We start from the raw sequence: 18,722 nt of genomic DNA on the forward strand, positions 1-18,722 counted from the left end.
AAATTTTAAATCAAGCCGTTCTTTTAGAACGGCTTTTTTATTATATCCAATCGGAAACCGCTTTTAATGTTAATATTCTTTTCACAAATAAAAAAAAACTTTATATTCGTATCAGTTTTAATAAATTTATAACATTATGAAAAAAATTCTATTCTCTTGCCTGTTGGCATTAGGTATTGGTGTGAATGCTCAGTACGACTTCAGCCAAGATTTCGAAAGTGATGACCTTACCGGATGGACATTTTTCGGAGCACAGGGTACAGCTGGTTTTAATACTGTAAACTTTTGTAGCGGTGCCAGATCTGGAGTACTGAACTACAGCACAGCTACCCCAAGAACAGGATGGATGGCTGAACTTTTAGACATCAGCGATTTCACGGGACAAACTGACAATGGTCAAAAAGTTAATGTAACTTTCAAATACAAAAAAGCTACAGGTCTTACAGGAACGCTCTATGTCATGTACGCAAAACAAGATGATGAAACAGGACTTTGGACAATATATCCCGTAGGTACTGGAGTAAGCCTGACGTCAGGAGCAGTTACCACTTGTGGAACTGTAACAGGTTCGATACCTGCAGGAACTTTTGATCCGGAAGGCGTATATGGTATTGGAACATGGCTGGAAGCTACTGGAGGTACTTCCGGAGCTCTGTATGTTGATGATATTGTGGTAAAACAAGAAATTGCAACAGCAGTTCCTAATTGTACGGCATTTACATACCCTACAAACGGAAGTACAGTTGCCGCAGGTACTGTAGGATTTACTTGGACAGGTGTAGAAAACGCAGCGAAGTATAAACTGATGATTGGTACTACAAGTGGAGCATCAGATGTTTTAAACACTACTGTTATCGGTAGCGTGAATGTGGTAAACACGCCGCTTCTTGCTAATACAACTTACTACGCAAAAGTTGTCCCTACCAATAACGTCGGGGATGCTGTAGGATGTCAGGAGATTACTTTCACAACCAACAGCACAGTTGGACACTGTGGTCCGTTGACTTCTATCGCACCAACAGCAATTGCACCTATAAAATCCGTTACTTTTGCAGGTGTAACCAATACTTCTGATGCATCAGCTGTAGGCATCGGATCTTTCCCGGTACATCAGAATTTCACGAACATTGAATTCCCTGTATTGAATACTGTTTCCACTCTACCATTATCCGTAACAGGTAACAATAATACAAATCCGGCTAACGGGTGGGCAATATCAGTTTTCATCGACTGGAATAATGACGGTGATTTCGATGACGCAGGAGAATCTTACTTTAACACTACTCCAACAATGAGAAGAACTGTTGGGGTACCTAGTACAGTAACTGTAACAGGTGATATCACAATACCTTCCGGTGTTGCTTTTGGTAAAAAGACAATGAGAATAAAATATAACTTCTCAGGAACTACAATCCACCCATCTTTAGAAACAGCTTGTGGAAACATGCAGAATGGACAGGTAGAAGATTATACAATCGACTACAAAGATGCTCTTGCAGTTTCTGACGTGAACAAAGGTAAGATCTCCATATTCCCTAACCCATTCAAAGATGTTCTTAACATCTCTGACGTGAAAGGTGTGAAATCTATCTCTGTAAGCGATATCTCAGGAAGAGAAGTAAAATCTCTGGCTCCGGCTGCAGAACTGAACCTTTCCAGCCTGAAAACAGGACTTTACATTGTAAACCTTAAAATGGAAGACGGAAGCGTTAAAACTTTCAAAGCTATTAAGAAATAATTCTTTTTAAAATTAATACTCAGACCCATCTCATAACAGAGATGGGTTTTTTATTCAACATATATTTATTCCTTTTTCACAAAATTTCAGATTATAAAAAACTTATTTTGCGTATATCCAGAAAATTTTTAATTTAGCAGCTCAATATTTGTTAATTATTAATTTTAAAAAAACGCAAATTATTATGTCTGTAAAGTACAACATTGTGGAACGTAAGAATCCACTGGACAAGAATGCACCTTCTAAATTCTATGCCAGCGCAAAAGCCGATGGCGAAATCAACCTGAAAGCGATTGCCAAAGAAATAGCTGGCGGATCTACCACAGTCTCGGACACCGATGTATTAGCCGTCCTGAATGACCTTATCAAAGCAATGACCCGTCATCTGACACAGGGTGAGATCGTGAAGCTGGGAGATTTCGGGAACTTCCAGATTACCATATCCAGCGATGGTGCAGAAACGGCTGAAAAAGTAACGGCTGCCAACATCAAGAACAACAAGATCACGTTCCGCCCGGGAGCAGATCTTCGTGATATGCTGAAAATCGTAAAGTTTGAAAAATATAAGAAGTAAAAAACCCTATTTATCAGGTTTCTGACTGCACCCAAAGCAGACCGCCCCCATGACTTCACGGGGGCGGTCTCGTCTTGTCACGGGGGCGGTCCGGTGATCGCACGGGGGCGGTCTGAAGAAGCCTCCGGTCCTGACAGATCAGAAAGCCCATATATTCCGAAATAAAAAAGCCTGCTTTCGCAGGCTTTTTGGATATAAAATTCTTACCAGATTTTGATCCTTTCCTCTGGTTTCTTGTATAGCTTGTCCCCTTCTTTGACATCAAATGCTTTGTAAAAAGCATCCGTATTCACCAACGGTCCGAAACTTCTGAAAAACCCCGGAGAGTGCGGATCAGTCTTCACCTGATTCGTCAGATACTTGTCGGTTGACAATGTTCTCCAGACGGTTGCCCAGCTCAGGAAAAATCTCTGATCCGGTGTGTATCCGTCGATTTTGTCAGGGTTTCCTTTATCCTTAAGGTACATCTGTAATGCATCATAAGCAATATTCACCCCACCAAGATCAGCGATATTCTCCCCGTTCGTAAACGTACCATTTACCTTCACGTCTTTTGCCGGTTCATATTTGTCATATTGTGCCGCTAAGCTTTTTGTTGCTTTCTCAAAGTTGGTCTTATCTTCGGCTGTCCACCAGTCCGTCAAATTACCGTCACCATCAAACTGTGCACCGCTGTCGTCGAAACCATGCGTCATCTCGTGTCCGATCACCGCTCCGATACCGCCAAAGTTAACCGCAGCATCCGCATCAGGATTGAAGAAAGGCGGCTGAAGGATCGCAGCAGGGAAGACGATCTCGTTGTTTACAGGGTTATAATAAGCATTTACCGTTTGTGGAGACATGCCCCATTCTGTTTTATCAACCGGCTTACCTATTTTTTCCAGTTCTTTGCTGTACTGCCAGCTTTCGACATTCTGCAGGTTAGAATACAGCGTTCCGCCATCCTTCTCGGATTTTAGATTCAGCTTGGAGTAGTCTTTCCATTTGTCCGGATAAGCAATTTTCACCGTGAATTTATTCAGCTTATCAAGTGCTTTTTGTTTTGTGGTAGAAGACATCCAGGTAAGGCCATTGATATGCACGCCAAAGCTCTTTTTAAGGTAATCGATATAAGTCATCATTTGGGCTTTAGCCGCCGGCGTAAAGTATTTATCAACATAAACCTTCCCAAAGGCTTCTCCCAGCACACCATTGATAAGCGACAAAGCTCTCTTGTTAAGGGCTCTTTGTTCCTGTTGCCCCTGAAGGTACTTGCTGTAGAAATCAAACTTCAGGTCATCCATCTTCTGAGTAAGGTAGCTTGCACTTCCGGAAGTCAGATGGAATTTCAGATAATTTTTAATTAATGGGATATTCTTTTCGGTTAAAAAAGTATCCAGATTTTTATAATAATTAAGTTCCCCGACGATTACTTTATCAGTCTGAACACCAACGCTTGTAAGATATTTTGTAAGGTCAACATTCTTAACAAGAGCCTTCAGTTGTGGCAATGTCTTCGGGTTGTACTGCAGATTGGCATCGCGGATCTGCTCATTGGTCAACAGGGTTTTTGCCATTTTCTTTTCGAAATCTACAATCTGTCCTGCAACAGCATCCGCATCTTTGTATCCGATCTCGGTCAGCACTTTAGCTACATATTTTTTATATTCTGCAATCGTCTCCGTATTTTTTGGAGATTCTTTCTGATAATAATCTCTGCCCAGGCCAAATGATGCATCGCCCAGATACACGGCATTCATCTTAGAATTCTTCAGGTCACCATCCACGCCCCAGCCGTAGAAAGCATTCTCCCCTCTTTTAGTAGCTTCATCGAGATACTTTTGCAGATCTGCCAGATTCTTGATCGCATCAATCTTCGCGAGATCACCTTTGATCGGGTTGAGGCCATCTGCATTACGCTTGTCCATATCCATGTAGGTTTCGTAAAGTGCCTGTATTTTCTGCCCTTCCGACCCAACAGCAAATTTTTCTTTCAGGATATTATCCAACAGTACCAAAGAATTGTTATCCGTGGTTTCTCTAAGCTGGTTAAAAGAACCCCAGCTTGGCTTATCTGCAGGGATTTTTGCAGTCTTCATCCAGGTTCCGTTGACGTAGTTGTAAAAGTCATCCTGGGGACGGACTGATGTATCCATATAGTTAAGCTCCAAAGCAGCCTGCTTGGTTTGCGCAAAAGTAGTACTGAATAAAGAAGTCAGCATCAATGCACTAAGAGAGATCTTTTTCATTTTGATTATGATATTATTTGATATAATTTGTATCTAATATTAACAATTCGTTACAATAAACATATTAAATTTCCGGCCGTTAATATAATCATAAGTCACCAAATGCAAGCCTTTAGTCAGCTAAAAATTAAAGCTTTAAATATAATTAATCCAAATCTTAGGATTTTACTGGTCAGAATTATATTTTTACAATAAAAATAATTTAATAGTTCATAAATGCATCATAACTTATTATTGATACTTGCCCTCTTATTCTCAGTGTTCATGATGGTGATGCTGGCCAAAAGACTGAAGATTGCCTATCCTATTTTTCTGGTATTGGCAGGGTTGATAATTAGTATTCTGCCCGGCATCCCAGAAATAGAACTGGATCCGGAATTGGTATTTCTGATATTCCTGCCTCCACTGTTATATGAAGCAGCTTGGTACACCTCCTGGAATGACTTCTGGCGTTGGAAAAGACCCATTTCTCTCCTGGCTTTCGGGTTGGTTTTTGCCACATCGCTGGTAGTTGCTTATCTATCCAGAGAAATGATTTCCGGTTTTACACTCGCACTCGGATTTTTACTTGGAGGGATTGTGTCACCACCAGATGCAGTTGCTGCAACCACTGTTTTGAAAGGATTACCAGTACCTAAAAGAATCATCAGCATCCTGGAAGGTGAGAGCCTGGTCAATGATGCTTCCTCCCTGATAGTTTTCAGATTTGCTTTGGCTGCTATACTTACAGGTAGCTTTTCTATGCATGAAGCTGTGGGGCAATTCTTTTTAGTAGCAGGAATGGGAATCGTAGTAGGATTAGTTGGTGCCGGATTAATGTATCTCATTCATCGTTTTTTACCGACAACCTCGGCGATCGATGCCGCACTCACGATTATGACACCATATGTGCTGTATCTAGGCGCAGAGCAGTTTCATTTTTCCGGTGTGATGGCAGTGGTTACGGGAGGCCTTTTTATTTCTTACCGGTCACACGAGATATTCAAAAATGGAAATACCAGACTCAATATGCTGGGCGTCTGGACTACAGTGATATTCGTGATGAATGCCATGGTCTTTATTTTAATCGGGTTATCGCTTCCGTCCATTATCCGCGGACTGGAAGAAGCTTCATTGATCCAGGGCATCAAATATGGTGTTATCATCAGCATTGTCGTCATCATCATTCGTTTTCTCTGGATATATCCTGCGGCTTTCGTTCCGAGGTGGCTTTTCAAATCTGTCAGAAAAGAACAGGCTCCGGGCTGGAAAGGCCCGCTTGTGATCGGATGGGCAGGCATGAGAGGCGTTGTTTCTCTTGCAACAGCACTTTCCATCCCTTTTGTAATGGAGGACGGATCGCCTTTTCCACACAGAAATCTGATTTTGCTGATCACCTTTATTGTTATTTTTATTACTTTGGTTGTTCAGGGGCTAAGTTTGCCATTCGTTGTCAAGAAACTGAATATTCCCGCAATGGATTTCGTACTTCCACAGGAACAGCAGGAAGCCCAGATCCAGATCAGACTTAACAGACTGGCTCTGAACCATATCAATTCCAATTACCCGGATGCTATCGATAAAAGTAATCTTCTGAAAAATTACCATATGCAGATCTCCATACAAACAGAGAATACAGAAAATCAGTTGGACCTTCTGGAATGTAACAACTGTACAACGCAGGAGATCGACAGATTCGAGCAAATACTAAAGGAAATATACGCCAAGCAAAGACTGGATATCTTCCAAATGAGGAGAGAAAAATATTATGACGATGAAGAAATCCGAAAAGCTGAACTCCAGCTGGATCTGAATGACCTGAAAATAAACCCTAATTTCCATTAGCAAAAAAGCTCTTCACATCCTGAGTACTGCAACTCTGCCGAAAATCGGATCACGAAAATCTTTCGTTTAAAATTCGCATTAAGTGTCATTTAAAAAATAGAGATGATATCTCTTTCCTCAATATAACAAAAAAGCTTCACAAATTGTGAAGCTTTATGCGATCCGGACGGGACTTGTTCTTATTTGAAAAACTCCCTATCCATAAGCTTTATATCGTTCTCTTATTTTTAGGTCACCGAATAGGTCACTTTTTTAAATAAGTTTAAGATTGTTTGTTTTTACTGGTGCAAATATATGTCTTTTTTTAGTTTTTCCAAATAAAAGACCATTTTTGATCACTAATTTTTACTAAAACACAGACTTTCAAAGACAAAAAATTCCTCTCCATATTTTTCACTCTTAAAATAATAATCATGATAACAAAATTGTCAATTATATATTTGAATAAACGACATTAAAAAACTACGAAATTACTTTTGTGCTAATCTGGTTTATATTTGATAAATTGTAAAATTTTAATAAAGTAAATTCAATGCAAATTATCTCCTAATGATAACGTACTATGTCATAAAAATCAACAATTGATGTTTTATTTACTCCATTTTAAGTTTTGTGCATACTTTGTATGTGGTCCAATTTCATGTGGAAAAGATTTCGAACCGGTCTCATGACCTAATGTTTGAATAACTTCATCCGTAACCCAGATGTAATTTTCAGATGTTTTATTCTTTAAATCTTTAAGTAATGGCATTTGCTCATCATTAATTACTAAATCAAAAACTTCATAAATAAAAAGACCTTTACCTCCCATATCCAAATCAATTATAGGTGATTGAATTTTTTTCTTAAATCTATAGTCGATGTATCTAAAAGGCCGCCAGGTTAAAATTTCTGTTGCAATTAATTCTTCACAAAATTCTCTCCAAGGCGAAATCTCACGATCCTCCTTTGAATCAAACCATTTAAGAAATTCAATTAGATTTTTACCTTTTACATGAACACGCAGATCATTTTTTGCAATTCCCTTTTCAGTTTCAAATTTTCTATCAGGTCTAACATCTAATTCTTCGAATTTTCTTTCACAGCCAGGTAATGTTTTATAACAACCACCCACAGGCTGAAAATATTTTCTTGTTCTGCTTTTAACAAGCAAGTATTCATTTTCAACTTTTATTCTATACAGATATGAAATAGAAACACGAACATCAGTATTTTTTAACAAAACCTTTGACTGGAAATAAAACCCAAGTCTATTGTAGTTTTCATATACAAAAGTTACAATGAAGGTAAGTAATGTGATATATCCCGTAGTGGAATATTTAGATTCTGTCCAGTTTCCTTTTTCGATGTATCCTCCAACGATTAGAATAACAGACAGAATTATTTGTAGAAAGATAGGTCCTTTTTTCATACAATTTTAGGGCTTGGATTAAGTTTTTTAATTGTCTCGGCGACAGTTTCAAAATCTAAAGCTTTATCCGGGAAACATTTTGCAACAGCTTCTGGCAATATTCTTAATCTTATATCTGAAAAAGAAAAAGAAAGTCCATTGTTCGATTCCTCTCCTGACAGGTTAGCCAATTCCTCTAACTGCTTATCTGTAATTTCAACACCAGCGAGAGAGGTTTTAAAAAGAAGCACTCTTTCCTCAAAGGTGGGACGCTCAAATTCTAAAATAATTGCCGCCCTTCTCACAATAGCTTCATCAAGAAAATGCAATCTGTTTGTCGACATAAACAATATTGCTCGCCCATTTAGTTCACGAATTTCATCAATTTTTTGAATTAATGTATTTACAGCTGCTTTTTCTTCCTGATGCATCTGCATGGTAGATCTTGTCGAAGCAATTGCATCAGCTTCGTCAATTAGTAAAAATGCTATTCGTTTCTTACCTGCTTGAGTTTTTAGTTCAGCAAATGCATCATTTACTAAATTCCCCATTTGACCATGAAGACCTTCTCCTCTAACTCTTGTACTCAGTTTTAGAAAAAAACCTTCCTTTTTTAATTCCCTAAGCATTCTGTCCGCAATGGCCTCGGCAGAAACAGTTTTGCCTGTTCCTGCGTCACCTGCCAATATAATTAATGGATATTTTTCTTTCAGTTGTGAAATTACTGGAAGTTCTGTTTTATGAAATTTTTTGCTCCACTCAACAAGACCTTCTTGATCCAGCAAGAGCTTTAAGTTCGAAAGTATCCTATTATATTTGTTTTCAAAACCAATTAAGTGTTTAGCTCTTTCGGCAATTTCTCTACTAGGAAGTTCTGTTATATTATCAAAAATTGTACTCATATTTATTTAAAATTCTTTTTTTGTAATTCATATCCATTACTTGCATACAACTGTGCATCTGACTGTTGCAGATGCGGAAAATTAGTATTAATATCTGTACTACCCCAACTGAGTTTTAATTCCTTTTGAAAATTTGTTTTCTCTTCAGAAGTTAGGTTCCTCCATTTCTGAGTATGAGATAATATAATTGATAGTGAAGTGTTATCAGTATCTGGCCAATCATTATTTTTCCCAGCGCGTTCGCTGTCGGTTGCATCACCTAAATCATTTACAATAAATTTAGCTGCTTTCACTGGCAAACCCGTATTGGTATTGATCAAGGTTATGCTTACTGATTGTAAATAATATTTTTCTGCATATTTGAGCACATCATGGAAAACCTTATCTACGTATTCCATTGTCCACTTATTAGTGCGTCTGGCAATTGTTCTGATATCTGCCTCACAGCTTTCAAATGTTTTTCTTATATCAAGGACCGTATAAGTATTTGTTTTTGTATTTGTTCCGTACATAGTTTAATTTATTTAATGTTAAAGGTTGGACCGAAAACACTTTTCCATTCTTGTATAGTATCTCCTTCATTATTTCTTGCTTGAGCAAAGTTCAAAGTATCAAATGCCTCTTCAGCCTCTTCAATAATTTCGGCCCATCTTGGTTTGGTCATTCTCTTTGCAACATTATTTTCTTTATTAGTATTGTCAGCAACATAGATTGCTGAATCGTACTGTGTCGGAACACTACGAATGGAATCTTGAAAAATAATTTCTGGAAATTCAGTAGAACTTACAAATTCAAAAAAACGAATGATTCCTTCTTCGATATTTGTTTGGATTCCTTTATTTATGTCAAGATAGGCAACAATCAATTCAATCGTAAAAGAAGATAATCCTGGTTCATTATCAGAAGGTTTTAATTCTTTGTAATTTCTCCACCATTTTATAGCTCTTACAATTGAAGTGTAAGCAGAATTTTCTTGTCTTCTGTTAAGTGAAAAACTTAACTGCTTGGAAATACTGGTAATATACTTTTTACCATTTCCATGTCTGCTGGGTTGCCATACATAATCCTTTGGTGTGCTTAATGGGACTACAGGAACAATATCAACGCTTAGTCCGGAACCTGAAAAATAAATGGTTACCGACTTTGTGTTTCCAGCAGCATCCACATCTTTAGAAATGTCTTTTTGTGGATAAATTTCTTCCAAATATTCTACAATAAAATCAAAAAGCTTCCCAATGTCATTATGAATATCTTCATCACCAGTAACAAAAAGTACAAGATCAATATCTATGGGATGGTCTCCCGTAGGTTTCAAAATCGTATGTTTTTTCCACGAACCAGCGAGAAGATATTTCTCAACCTTTAATCCATGTCTGTCATCTTCAGCAATTTTTTTGTCTAATTTTTCTTTCAGGTTGTTTACCTGATCTCTATACTTGCCCATGTTTTCAGGCTGCAGTTTGATTTTACTAATAAAAAACTGTAAATCTTTGTCTGATAATTTCATTTTTTTTGTTTATTAAATTTATTACATCAAACTTTTCTCCTACAATAGCAGTAATGACAAACTGTCATAAAAGTCTGATTTTAATATAAATAGAGCCAAATGTAATTTTATTTTTCAAAAATATATTACGGAAATCCGTAAGCATATTATAATCTTTTAAAGAACCTCAAAAAACTACTAGCTCTTTCTCATTTATATAATGATATTAAAAATTGGTAAACTCCAAGTATCATTTTTAGGATACCTGGAGTTTAAATGGAGTTACTTTTCCTTGGTAACTCCTTTGAAGGGAGTGTTACTAGAAGTTTTTACATCCATAAATCTACCTGTAGCAGTATCGCGTTTCACCCAAGAATCTGTTTGTGGATTGTAGGTTTGTGAACGCCCTTTAACTGCTCCATTTCTGTGACCGTCTCCAGTCGGTTTGTTAGTTGCCATAATTAGTAAGCATTTTTTCCTTTAACATTCTAGGCCATAAAGGAATTGACCATTGAACAAACTTCAATCATATACTAATTCCATTAGAAAGATTTTTTTAACTTTGAAGTATATGAGCCTATCCACTCATATACTAATTCCATTAGTAATGCATTTTGGTATATAGATGAATGTAGAACAAAAAAAAACCGATGAAATAGTTTTTGAGACATTACCCAGTGATGAGCTTATAGATTATATTTCTTTTAAAGAAGAATATCCTGAAGAAGCTGCTGCAGCGTTTACCGAGTTTTGTAGTAGGTTTGAAAGAGATATTTTGCAAAAAGCAGAAATATATTGTAATAAATTTAATTACAGTGAGGTTGTTGCACTTGAAATAGCAACTTGTGCTTTTGCCCGCGTTTGGAAATATCACTCTTTTAATAAAAGTAAAGCCAAGTATCCGGATGATATTGATCGGTCGATTTTGTTATGGCTTTATCCAATAGTATATACTCAATTGGTAAAATATGGAGATTTAAATACCTGTGCGGAACCTGATGAAGACGATTTATCAATTGTAGAGAATATTGATGATCTAATTTCGTTAACAGTAGGAGACGATGATATACAAAAGAAAAGAGAGCTGAAAATTAGATTAGAAATCATTGAGAGAGCTATGCTTGGTCTATCTGAAAAACATAAGATTGTGTATCTTACATATAAAGCTTACGAAAATACCGGAAAAAAAAATATACCAAGGTCAGTGGGTAAAAAATTGAGAGACAGATTGAATTTAGTTCAAAATTCAATTCAGGTTTATAAAAAAGAAGCTAATGATCACATTAATAACTATCTAAAAGCTTTCAATGGGAATAGATAAAAAATATATAGGAAAGGTTACAGAGACTAACCTTGATGATTGGTTACATTCAACAGGTTTTTTATTTCCTCAGAATAAAACTCAGATAGAGAGGTTTAATAAACTTTATGAAGATTATGATTTTAAGTTGAAAAACACAGGTATTAATGTCAAATCAATTATTGATGGTTCTTTTTGCGTTGAAAAAGAATCAAAAATTATATCAATTGACACAAACTTAAGTCATGAAATAGAAAGTTTGAAAATGGTCGCCAGAAAAGGGCAAAGCAATATTTCTCAAAGCGTCTTTGACAAAATGAAACAGAATCAGAAAAAGAAGAAAGGTGATTGATAGCAGTTCCTTATCAAAAATTAAAAAGCTTGCTGGATCCATTAGTGGAAATTTCAATACTGAAAAAATAATTCCATTACATCTTATTGCAGAATCTGAGGACATTGAGGTATTTTATGATCATTATGACAAAGGGACTTTTGATGGAATGACTGTTTATGATGATAATGAATTTTATATTCATATTAATATAGATAATCATAATAGGTTTAATTCTCCGCGTTCTAGATTTACACTAGCCCACGAACTTGGGCACTATTTTATAGACACACATCGCGTTGGACTCAAACTGGGAATTTTAGAACCTCATCCCTCGAAAATTGACAGGGTTCAATTCGATAAAATTGAAAGAGAAGCAGATTATTTTGCGGCTTGTCTCTTAATGCCAGAAGAATCTTTTCAACGAAATTTATGGAAGAGAAAAAAATTTAGTTTTAAAGTGATTGATGAGTTAAGCAAGGAATATAATGTGAGTAAAACTTCATGTGCACTCAGATTTGCAGAAATAGGAAATCATCCTATCAAAATAGTTTATGCTGAGAATGGATTTGTGAAATGGCAAAAAAACAGTCAGGGCTTCCCTTTCTGGAACTTACTTAATGATAAAAAAGTTCCTGAAGGTTTAGCTATGGCTGATTATTTTAAAAATGTAAAAACTTCAATTGAAAATCCAGAAGAAATTTTTGCTATTGATTGCTTTGAAAATGTAAAATCCGAAGACTCCAGAAGAATTTTCTATGAACATTGTATAGTGTATGAAAATTGTGCACTAAGTATTATTTGGGAAGATTAAATATTCCTTAAATTGAAAAATCTAATCTAAATATGCTTTATACATTATGGTAAATATTCAAAATTTTAATCTAAAGTAAATTGAGTGACCTATATATTTGGAAGTAAAATATTATATTTTAATAAAAATCAACTCAATCATTTTTATAGAATTAAACTGGATAGAGTATAATAATATTTGGCGACTACATCCAAGTATATAACAACCTTATTTCAATTATCTAACGATGCTGTGTAAAAACTTCCCTTTCCCTTTTGATTTTAATGGTTTTATATATGATTAGAAAAATAAAAAGGAAAATAGGTATTTTGATATCTTAACAAGAGAAAAAATAATTAAAATATCTGATTTACTATGAGCGAAATGTCCGATTTTAAAAAGAATTATTTTAAGCATCTTGAAGAAGAAGTCACAGCAATATTAAAGGAAAATCAAAATATTGTATCTGTATTTATCAACTTTGCACAATCAAAGAATATTAATTTGATTGAACAGGAATTGAAATATGCTCAAATGTCAGGAATAACAGTTAACTCAAAAGATTTATTTTTAAAACTTAACGAGGATATTCTGTAGTGTATAAAACGAGAAATGGATATTTTACCTCTCTTAGTAGTACAACACTCCAAATCAATAGTTGATAATCGTGAATTCATTACAGATTACTATAAAATTATCAAGATATGCAATCCTTAAAATCAGATTTCATCTCCTTTTAAGGACTTTTTGTTTTAAAGGCAGATAGGTTGCTTCTTTTCGTAAAATATAGTTAATAAACAAATACAGATATGAATACATATCTGTATTTGTTTGAAAAGAATCAAGATGAATCGTGTATACTTCTTTAAACCTCTGATAGGGTTGTTGAATTTATAATTTTAATAATTAAGAGATAAGCCAACACCAAATCCCATATCACTATCATAATGGGTACGTATACCCACATTTTTATTAATGATATATCTGAGTTCAGTCATATATTCCATATCGGTGTTGACCATAAACCCTGCTCTCAATCGTTTTGTAATAGGAATATCTTCTCGCATTAAAGAAAGGCGTACAATACCATCATGATATACTTCTGCCTGGAAATTTACTAACATTGGCAATGTGTACATAAAACCTAAGCTAATTGCCCTACGTGTATCTTTTTCATTTCTCTGTCCGAATAAATTGGTTTCGTGTTCATCTATTCCCATTTTTCGGTAACGCCAATCAAAACCGATGAAGGGCATAAACCATTGCATCTTTCCGATGTATCTTCCCAAATGAGTTTCTACTTCGTAGCCGTGCATATCGTTGTAGCCTAAACGCCACTCTGTACCCAAACTCCATCTCGCATTTTGAAACATTGCATCCCCATCGTTACCATTGGTTGCAAAATCGTTCTGTGCCATAAAGTGCGACATATTGCTCTCTCTTTGCAATTTATTGTAGGCTTGCTTTTTATTGGGTAAATATGGATTTTGGTAGTCATCAACTGCAAAAACCCTGTTCATACCAGACATCATATGATAGAGGATATGACAATGAAAAAACCAATCTCCTTCCTCGTTCGCTAAAAACTCAATGGTATCGGTTTCCATTGGCATTATATCCAACACATTCTTCAATGGTGATTTTTCTCCTTTACCATTGATTACTCTGAAATCAAAGCCGTGCAAATGCATTGGATGGCGCATCATTGAGTTATTGTAAATGGTAATGCGCAAAATTTCCCCTTTCTTTACAGGTATTTTATCGGTTTCAGAAAGTATTTTATTATCCATACTCCACACGTAGCGGTTCATATTTCCGGTAAGGGTAAACTTTAATTCTTTTACAGGTGCGTCTTTAGGAAGTGTGGTATTGTATGGGGATTGTAACATAGCATAATTCAATGTTTTGATATCGCCTAAAGCATTTGCATTGTAACGATTGGGGTCATTATCCATATTCATATTGTGCTGACTGTGGTCTTGCTTTTGCTTAGCATCTCCAGTAATTTCAGGATACATTACCACATTCATGTCCATTTGGTTCAGGCTCATTTTCATTCCCATATCATCTAAATCACCATTCATTTTCATCATATCGTTCATCATTTTCATTCCTTCAAAATATTTCAATTTTGGAAGTGGAGAAATAAGTTGCTTGATACCATTACCTACAAAATAACTTGCAGATTGTGTTCTGTCTTCGGTAGTTGCTAAAAATTCGTAAGAAACACCATCTTCAGGAATGGTTACTACAATATCGTAAGTTTCGGAAACTGCAATGATTAACCTATCAACTTCTACAGGTTCTACATCATTACCATCATTGGCTACTACAGTAATTTTACCGCCTGCATATCGTAACCAAAAATAGGATGAAGCTCCACCGTTTGACACTCTTAATCTTACTTTATCTCCCGCTTTTAGTGTTTTGCCATCAACTGATTTTAAATCTGTGGTATGATTGCCGTTGATTAATATTTTGTCATAATATACATCGCTTACATCCATCGCCAACATTCGTTTCCATTCGTTTTTAATCTTTGTTTTAAAGTAACCTTCCTTGATGGCTTCTGCATAAGATTGGGTAGCATTTTTTTTGATGGCTGCCCAATCATTCGCATTATGCAACATTCTGTTAATGTTATCAGGGTTAAGGTTTGTCCATTCGCTTAAAATGATGGGTACGGTTGGTAAATCATCAATTCCTTTTCTAAATGTTCTATCGTTATCGCGCTTTTTCATTACAAAGCTGCCATACATTCCAATCTGCTCCTGCAATCCTGAGTGGGAATGGTACCAGTGCGTACCATGCTGGATAATCGGAAAACGGTAGGTGTAGGTTGTGCCCGGTGCGATGGGTTTTTGTGTAAGCCAGGGCACACCGTCTTCTTTATTGGGCAGGAACACACCATGCCAGTGAAGTGATGTGCTTTCTTTCAATTGGTTGTGCACCACTATTTCGGCAGTGTCGCCCTCGGTAAAGGTAAGGGTGGGCATGGGGATTTGCCCGTTTACGGCAATCGCCCGCTTTTGCTTACCTGCATAGTTGACAAGGGTATCTTTTACATACAGGTCGTAATGCACTACTTTTTGGGCGTAAATTATTTGAGTTGCCAATAGTAATATTACTATTGGCAACAGTTTTTTATAAATATTTTTTTGAATAACCATTTTAGAAATTTCAATTTTATAATTACTAAAAAGAGGCTGTCTCAAAAGGACAGTCTTTTTTTGTGCTTTGTTTAAAAATCCGATTTTTGAAGTTTTCTATTTTTGATTTTTTGAAAAACAAAGCTAAAAAAGTCAAAAAAACAGTCTATTTCAGGCTGCTTTTGCCATTTTTTTGAGATTATGGGCAATGGCGAGAATGCCGATTTCTACTTCGACCTTAGTTTTTCCTCGAAGCATAAAACGTTTAAAATTTTTGTTGTGTTTGAGCTCTGCAAAAACAGGTTCAACATCGTGACATCGCTGTTTTCGGAGTTTGATGCCTTTTTTGGTATTGAGAAGTTTGAAAACCCTTTCCCTGATTTTTGCCAGCTTCGGATTGTTTTGAGAAGTGGTTATTTGTCCCGATTTTTGATCTTTTCTGAAGTAATTGTATTTAACATAAGATTTTATTTTCTTGTTTTTCAGTAGGTTATAGTTTTCTTCCGAACCGTAGCCTGCATCGGCAACGAGCTCTTTCGGAACTTTATGATAGCTGTCTTCAAAACCTTTTAAATGAGACTCCAATGTTTTGGTATCCGTAGGATTGGGATGAATGGAATAATGTAAAATAAATTGTTTATTCGTAGAAATCTGTAGATTATAGGCCGCTTTGAGTTGTCCGTTTCGCATATGATCCTCTTTCATCCGCATAAAAGTAGCATCTGTATCGGTCTTGGAATAAGAGTTTCTGGCTTGTAAAATCGCCTGTTGTTTTTTGTATTTATCCAAATTGTTTGCCCAGTTTTTATTGGCATAATTCAGTTTCTGGCGAACTTTCGAAGGTATTTTTTTATCCTTCAACACCTCGTTGATCTTGTCGATGGTTTGTGTTACTTTTTCTGAATCAATCTCTTTAAAATCGATGTTTTCAGTGTTTTGAAGCTCTTCTTTTGCCACACTTTCTGCATAATTCCAAAGTTCTTCCAGTTGCTCTGCAATTCTTAGCTGATGCTTCTTGATGGCTCTTCCCCAAACAAAAGTATAGCGGTTGGCATTGGCCTCTATCTTGGTCCCATCTACAAAAGTGGTTTCCAGGCTTACCAAACCTTCCTTCTCCAAAAGCAAAACAATTTGTGTAAAGATGGCTTTTACTTCACCCTTTAATCGCTCGCTTCGAAACCTGTTCAAAGTATTATGATCAGGACGGCTCATCGCCGAAAGCCACATAAAATGGATGTTTTCCTTCAATGCCTGTTCCATTTTCCGGCTTGAATAAATGTTACTCAAATAACCATAAATCAATACTTTCAAAAGCATTTTCGGATGGTAAGACGATGTTCCTCCCGGTTTGTAGGTTTTGATTAAGTTTTTAATATCCAAACCATCGATAATGTTTGAAACTATTTTCACAGGATGCTTGTCATCAATCAACTCCGACAAATTCGGAGGAAAAAGCAAATTTTCTTTGGGATTGTAATCTTTAAAGACTACCTTTTAATTAATTAACACACAGCAATTTACAAAATTTGCTACAATTAGGAAAGCCTCGGCTTTCCTTTTTTGCATAAAAAAGGCTATCTCGCTTTTGAGACAGCCTCCTTTGTTTTTAATTTATCATTTCTACTACCTTACCACAGGTTAGCATTTGAGAACCGTAATATGGATTTTTAACAGCTTCTTCCTTGCTCAGCCAATTTGCTCCTTTCCCGTTATTATACATTGGGCAATGCTGATAATATACAGGAATCTCCTGCTTTGATACCTTAGCCAACTCATACATATTATTAGAAAGCAAAACGAATGTTTCCCTTTGTTGGGCAACATTTTTTGAAGCAGCAATCTTTTCGGCATTTGCAGTCAAGTCTTTCATCACTTTCATCCAAACGCTATGCTCCTTGGTAGAAAGTTTTGCCATTTCTACCGCTTTGATGGCTTTCACTAAATCGGCAGCTTTTGTGGATGAAGTGCCTGCATCAGTTTTTACCAAAGCATCTTTCACTGAAAAATAATTGTCAAAAACAGTTTTCAATTGTGGTAAATTTTGGGCATCGGTAGTTTTTGTTGTTGCCATTTCGTTGTGATTTGCGTGTTGATTTTTCATATCCATACCTGCGTCATTAGATTTTGCGACCGGCTTTAATTCCCTGCTGTATTGACAACATCCTGAAAGTTTGGCATACACATCATCTGGAGCTAAAAACTTCTCGCTGTCATAGCCTGCCAAAGCGATACGTTTCAATATTTCGTCCTGATTGGTCTTACCGCTATCATAAGTGAGTGTAGCCATTTTAGTGTCTTTATTCCATTCTACACTGGCTATCTTGTTCAAGTTGCCTGCTTTTTCGATAGTGGCTTTACACATACCGCAATTGCCGTAAATTTTTACGGTTTCTGTTTTCGCATTCTTGATTTGTGCGAAACTGTTTATTGATGATAGTAATACGGTAATTACCATCACTATTTTTGATAATGATTTCATTTTGAAAATTTTTAATTTAATTAGAAATACAAAAGGGGTGCGAAAACCGGATTTGGTTTTCGACAAGACATAACTTTGGCTGTAAAGCCTCCGTTTTAGCTTATTTTAGGCGGTTGCCAAATGGATGAGTAGCCTAAAGAATAGTAGGCTTGTTCAAACCCGAATTTTTGCTTTTTGTTTTCAGCAAAAGGGTCTGTTATATTTAAATCAATTGGTATTAATAAGCTGACAAAAGATGAAGAAGTACTGCATCTGCAAGAGCTGTGTTTACAATTGCCATCGCAGTCGTTACCATCGTTACATTTTTTATCTGACTTGTGCTTGCAACTGTCTTTGTCGTGCAATTTATCAGATTTTTCTTCTGAGCAGGACTTTTTTTCAGTGCTTGTTGATTTTTTGGAACAGGCATAGCTTTGAATAGGTATCAAAAAGAAACCCAAACAAAATAGTGTTATCACACTCGTATATATTCTTAAATTTGTCAACACAACAAATTTACAAATAAAAATATATTTTCAACAGCTTAGC

Annotated in this window: 16 protein-coding genes and 1 pseudogene; 7 read left to right on the plus strand and 10 right to left on the minus strand. The window is 36.0% G+C overall.

The features are described from left to right. Positions 1-136: 136 nt before the first annotated feature. Complete coding sequence (locus tag BUA97_RS04170) at positions 137-1,738, plus strand: GEVED domain-containing protein (protein WP_072996588.1); 1,602 nt, start codon at positions 137-139, stop codon at positions 1,736-1,738. 184 nt (positions 1,739-1,922) lie between these two features. Further along, complete coding sequence (locus BUA97_RS04175) at positions 1,923-2,312, plus strand: HU family DNA-binding protein (protein WP_072996589.1); 390 nt, start codon at positions 1,923-1,925, stop codon at positions 2,310-2,312. A gap of 203 nt (positions 2,313-2,515) precedes the next feature. On the opposite strand, the gene BUA97_RS04180 is transcribed toward BUA97_RS04175, so the two are convergent. After that, a complete protein-coding gene (locus BUA97_RS04180) occupies positions 2,516-4,540 on the minus strand; it encodes a M13 family metallopeptidase (protein ID WP_072996590.1) in 2,025 nt (674 codons plus the stop codon). 216 nt (positions 4,541-4,756) lie between these two features. Between BUA97_RS04180 and BUA97_RS04185 the strand changes: the two genes are divergently transcribed. Next, entirely contained in the window at positions 4,757-6,364 is a 1,608-nt protein-coding gene (locus tag BUA97_RS04185; RefSeq protein ID WP_072996591.1) for a Na+/H+ antiporter, read from the plus strand. Between the two features lie 589 nt (positions 6,365-6,953). On the opposite strand, the gene BUA97_RS04190 is transcribed toward BUA97_RS04185, so the two are convergent. The 5 genes from BUA97_RS04190 to BUA97_RS17105 all read right to left on the minus strand — a co-directional run bounded on the left by BUA97_RS04190 (position 6,954) and on the right by BUA97_RS17105 (position 10,601). Then, positions 6,954-7,775, minus strand: coding sequence for an SMODS-associated NUDIX domain-containing protein (locus BUA97_RS04190; protein ID WP_002981076.1), 822 nt, complete (start codon positions 7,773-7,775; stop codon positions 6,954-6,956). Next, positions 7,772-8,656 (minus strand): AAA family ATPase, encoded by an 885-nt coding sequence (locus tag BUA97_RS04195; RefSeq protein WP_002981077.1) that lies wholly within the window; start codon positions 8,654-8,656, stop codon positions 7,772-7,774. Before BUA97_RS04195 ends, BUA97_RS04190 begins: the two co-directional genes overlap by 4 nt. 2 nt (positions 8,657-8,658) lie before the next feature. After that, the gene (locus BUA97_RS04200) at positions 8,659-9,168 is read right to left on the minus strand and encodes an HORMA-1 domain-containing protein (RefSeq protein WP_002981078.1); all 510 of its coding nucleotides are present in this window, start codon (positions 9,166-9,168) and stop codon (positions 8,659-8,661) included. Between the two features lie 8 nt (positions 9,169-9,176). Further along, on the minus strand, positions 9,177-10,163 hold the full coding sequence (locus BUA97_RS04205; RefSeq protein WP_002981079.1) for a CBASS oligonucleotide cyclase: 987 nt from the start codon (positions 10,161-10,163) through the stop codon (positions 9,177-9,179). A 261-nt stretch (positions 10,164-10,424) separates the two neighbouring features. After that, positions 10,425-10,601: a hypothetical protein gene (locus BUA97_RS17105; RefSeq protein ID WP_002981080.1), complete on the minus strand. Its 177-nt coding sequence runs from the start codon at positions 10,599-10,601 to the stop codon at positions 10,425-10,427. Between the two features lie 166 nt (positions 10,602-10,767). On the opposite strand from BUA97_RS17105, the gene BUA97_RS04210 reads away from it, so the two are divergent. The 4 genes from BUA97_RS04210 to BUA97_RS04225 all read left to right on the plus strand — a co-directional run bounded on the left by BUA97_RS04210 (position 10,768) and on the right by BUA97_RS04225 (position 13,163). Then, positions 10,768-11,463, plus strand: coding sequence for a hypothetical protein (locus BUA97_RS04210; RefSeq protein WP_002981081.1), 696 nt, complete (start codon positions 10,768-10,770; stop codon positions 11,461-11,463). Beyond that, positions 11,450-11,794 carry a hypothetical protein gene (locus BUA97_RS04215; RefSeq protein ID WP_002981082.1) on the plus strand — a complete coding sequence of 115 codons (345 nt, stop codon included), beginning with the start codon at positions 11,450-11,452 and terminating at the stop codon, positions 11,792-11,794. The genes BUA97_RS04210 and BUA97_RS04215 overlap by 14 nt, the downstream gene beginning before the upstream one ends. Beyond that, positions 11,787-12,587 carry an ImmA/IrrE family metallo-endopeptidase gene (locus tag BUA97_RS04220; protein ID WP_002981083.1) on the plus strand — a complete coding sequence of 267 codons (801 nt, stop codon included), beginning with the start codon at positions 11,787-11,789 and terminating at the stop codon, positions 12,585-12,587. Before BUA97_RS04215 ends, BUA97_RS04220 begins: the two co-directional genes overlap by 8 nt. Positions 12,588-12,950: 363 nt before the next feature. Beyond that, the gene (locus BUA97_RS04225; RefSeq protein ID WP_034722870.1) at positions 12,951-13,163 is read left to right on the plus strand and encodes a hypothetical protein; all 213 of its coding nucleotides are present in this window, start codon (positions 12,951-12,953) and stop codon (positions 13,161-13,163) included. Positions 13,164-13,465: 302 nt separating this feature from the next. Here BUA97_RS04225 and BUA97_RS04230 read toward each other — a convergent pair whose 3' ends face one another. The 4 genes and pseudogenes from BUA97_RS04230 to BUA97_RS04245 all read right to left on the minus strand — a co-directional run bounded on the left by BUA97_RS04230 (position 13,466) and on the right by BUA97_RS04245 (position 18,603). After that, a complete protein-coding gene (locus BUA97_RS04230; protein WP_072996592.1) occupies positions 13,466-15,736 on the minus strand; it encodes a multicopper oxidase family protein in 2,271 nt (756 codons plus the stop codon). A 150-nt stretch (positions 15,737-15,886) separates the two neighbouring features. Continuing rightward, positions 15,887-17,206 (minus strand): annotated as a pseudogene (locus tag BUA97_RS04235) (IS1182 family transposase); the annotation flags it as partial. A 115-nt stretch (positions 17,207-17,321) separates the two neighbouring features. Continuing rightward, a complete protein-coding gene (locus BUA97_RS04240) occupies positions 17,322-18,194 on the minus strand; it encodes a DUF3347 domain-containing protein (protein WP_072996594.1) in 873 nt (290 codons plus the stop codon). A gap of 217 nt (positions 18,195-18,411) precedes the next feature. Further along, the gene (locus BUA97_RS04245; protein WP_072996595.1) at positions 18,412-18,603 is read right to left on the minus strand and encodes a hypothetical protein; all 192 of its coding nucleotides are present in this window, start codon (positions 18,601-18,603) and stop codon (positions 18,412-18,414) included. Between the last annotated feature and the right edge of the window lie 119 nt (positions 18,604-18,722).

Source organism: Epilithonimonas mollis (assembly GCF_900142325.1).
Classification (GTDB): domain Bacteria; phylum Bacteroidota; class Bacteroidia; order Flavobacteriales; family Weeksellaceae; genus Epilithonimonas; species Epilithonimonas mollis.

What these genes read in the sequence shown, in the direction of transcription:
- BUA97_RS04210 (WP_002981081.1), top strand. Translation starts at nt 10,768, where the DNA reads ATGAATGTAGAACAAAAAAAAACCGATGAAATAGTTTTTGAGACATTA.
- BUA97_RS04230 (WP_072996592.1), bottom strand. Translation starts at nt 15,736, where the DNA reads ATGGTTATTCAAAAAAATATTTATAAAAAACTGTTGCCAATAGTAATA.
- BUA97_RS04190 (WP_002981076.1), bottom strand. Translation starts at nt 7,775, where the DNA reads ATGAAAAAAGGACCTATCTTTCTACAAATAATTCTGTCTGTTATTCTA.
- BUA97_RS17105 (WP_002981080.1), bottom strand. Translation starts at nt 10,601, where the DNA reads ATGGCAACTAACAAACCGACTGGAGACGGTCACAGAAATGGAGCAGTT.
- BUA97_RS04200 (WP_002981078.1), bottom strand. Translation starts at nt 9,168, where the DNA reads ATGTACGGAACAAATACAAAAACAAATACTTATACGGTCCTTGATATA.
- BUA97_RS04170 (WP_072996588.1), top strand. Translation starts at nt 137, where the DNA reads ATGAAAAAAATTCTATTCTCTTGCCTGTTGGCATTAGGTATTGGTGTG.
- BUA97_RS04185 (WP_072996591.1), top strand. Translation starts at nt 4,757, where the DNA reads ATGCATCATAACTTATTATTGATACTTGCCCTCTTATTCTCAGTGTTC.
- BUA97_RS04225 (WP_034722870.1), top strand. Translation starts at nt 12,951, where the DNA reads ATGTCCGATTTTAAAAAGAATTATTTTAAGCATCTTGAAGAAGAAGTC.
- BUA97_RS04175 (WP_072996589.1), top strand. Translation starts at nt 1,923, where the DNA reads ATGTCTGTAAAGTACAACATTGTGGAACGTAAGAATCCACTGGACAAG.
- BUA97_RS04180 (WP_072996590.1), bottom strand. Translation starts at nt 4,540, where the DNA reads ATGAAAAAGATCTCTCTTAGTGCATTGATGCTGACTTCTTTATTCAGT.
- BUA97_RS04245 (WP_072996595.1), bottom strand. Translation starts at nt 18,603, where the DNA reads ATGCCTGTTCCAAAAAATCAACAAGCACTGAAAAAAAGTCCTGCTCAG.
- BUA97_RS04205 (WP_002981079.1), bottom strand. Translation starts at nt 10,163, where the DNA reads ATGAAATTATCAGACAAAGATTTACAGTTTTTTATTAGTAAAATCAAA.
- BUA97_RS04195 (WP_002981077.1), bottom strand. Translation starts at nt 8,656, where the DNA reads ATGAGTACAATTTTTGATAATATAACAGAACTTCCTAGTAGAGAAATT.
- BUA97_RS04215 (WP_002981082.1), top strand. Translation starts at nt 11,450, where the DNA reads ATGGGAATAGATAAAAAATATATAGGAAAGGTTACAGAGACTAACCTT.
- BUA97_RS04240 (WP_072996594.1), bottom strand. Translation starts at nt 18,194, where the DNA reads ATGAAATCATTATCAAAAATAGTGATGGTAATTACCGTATTACTATCA.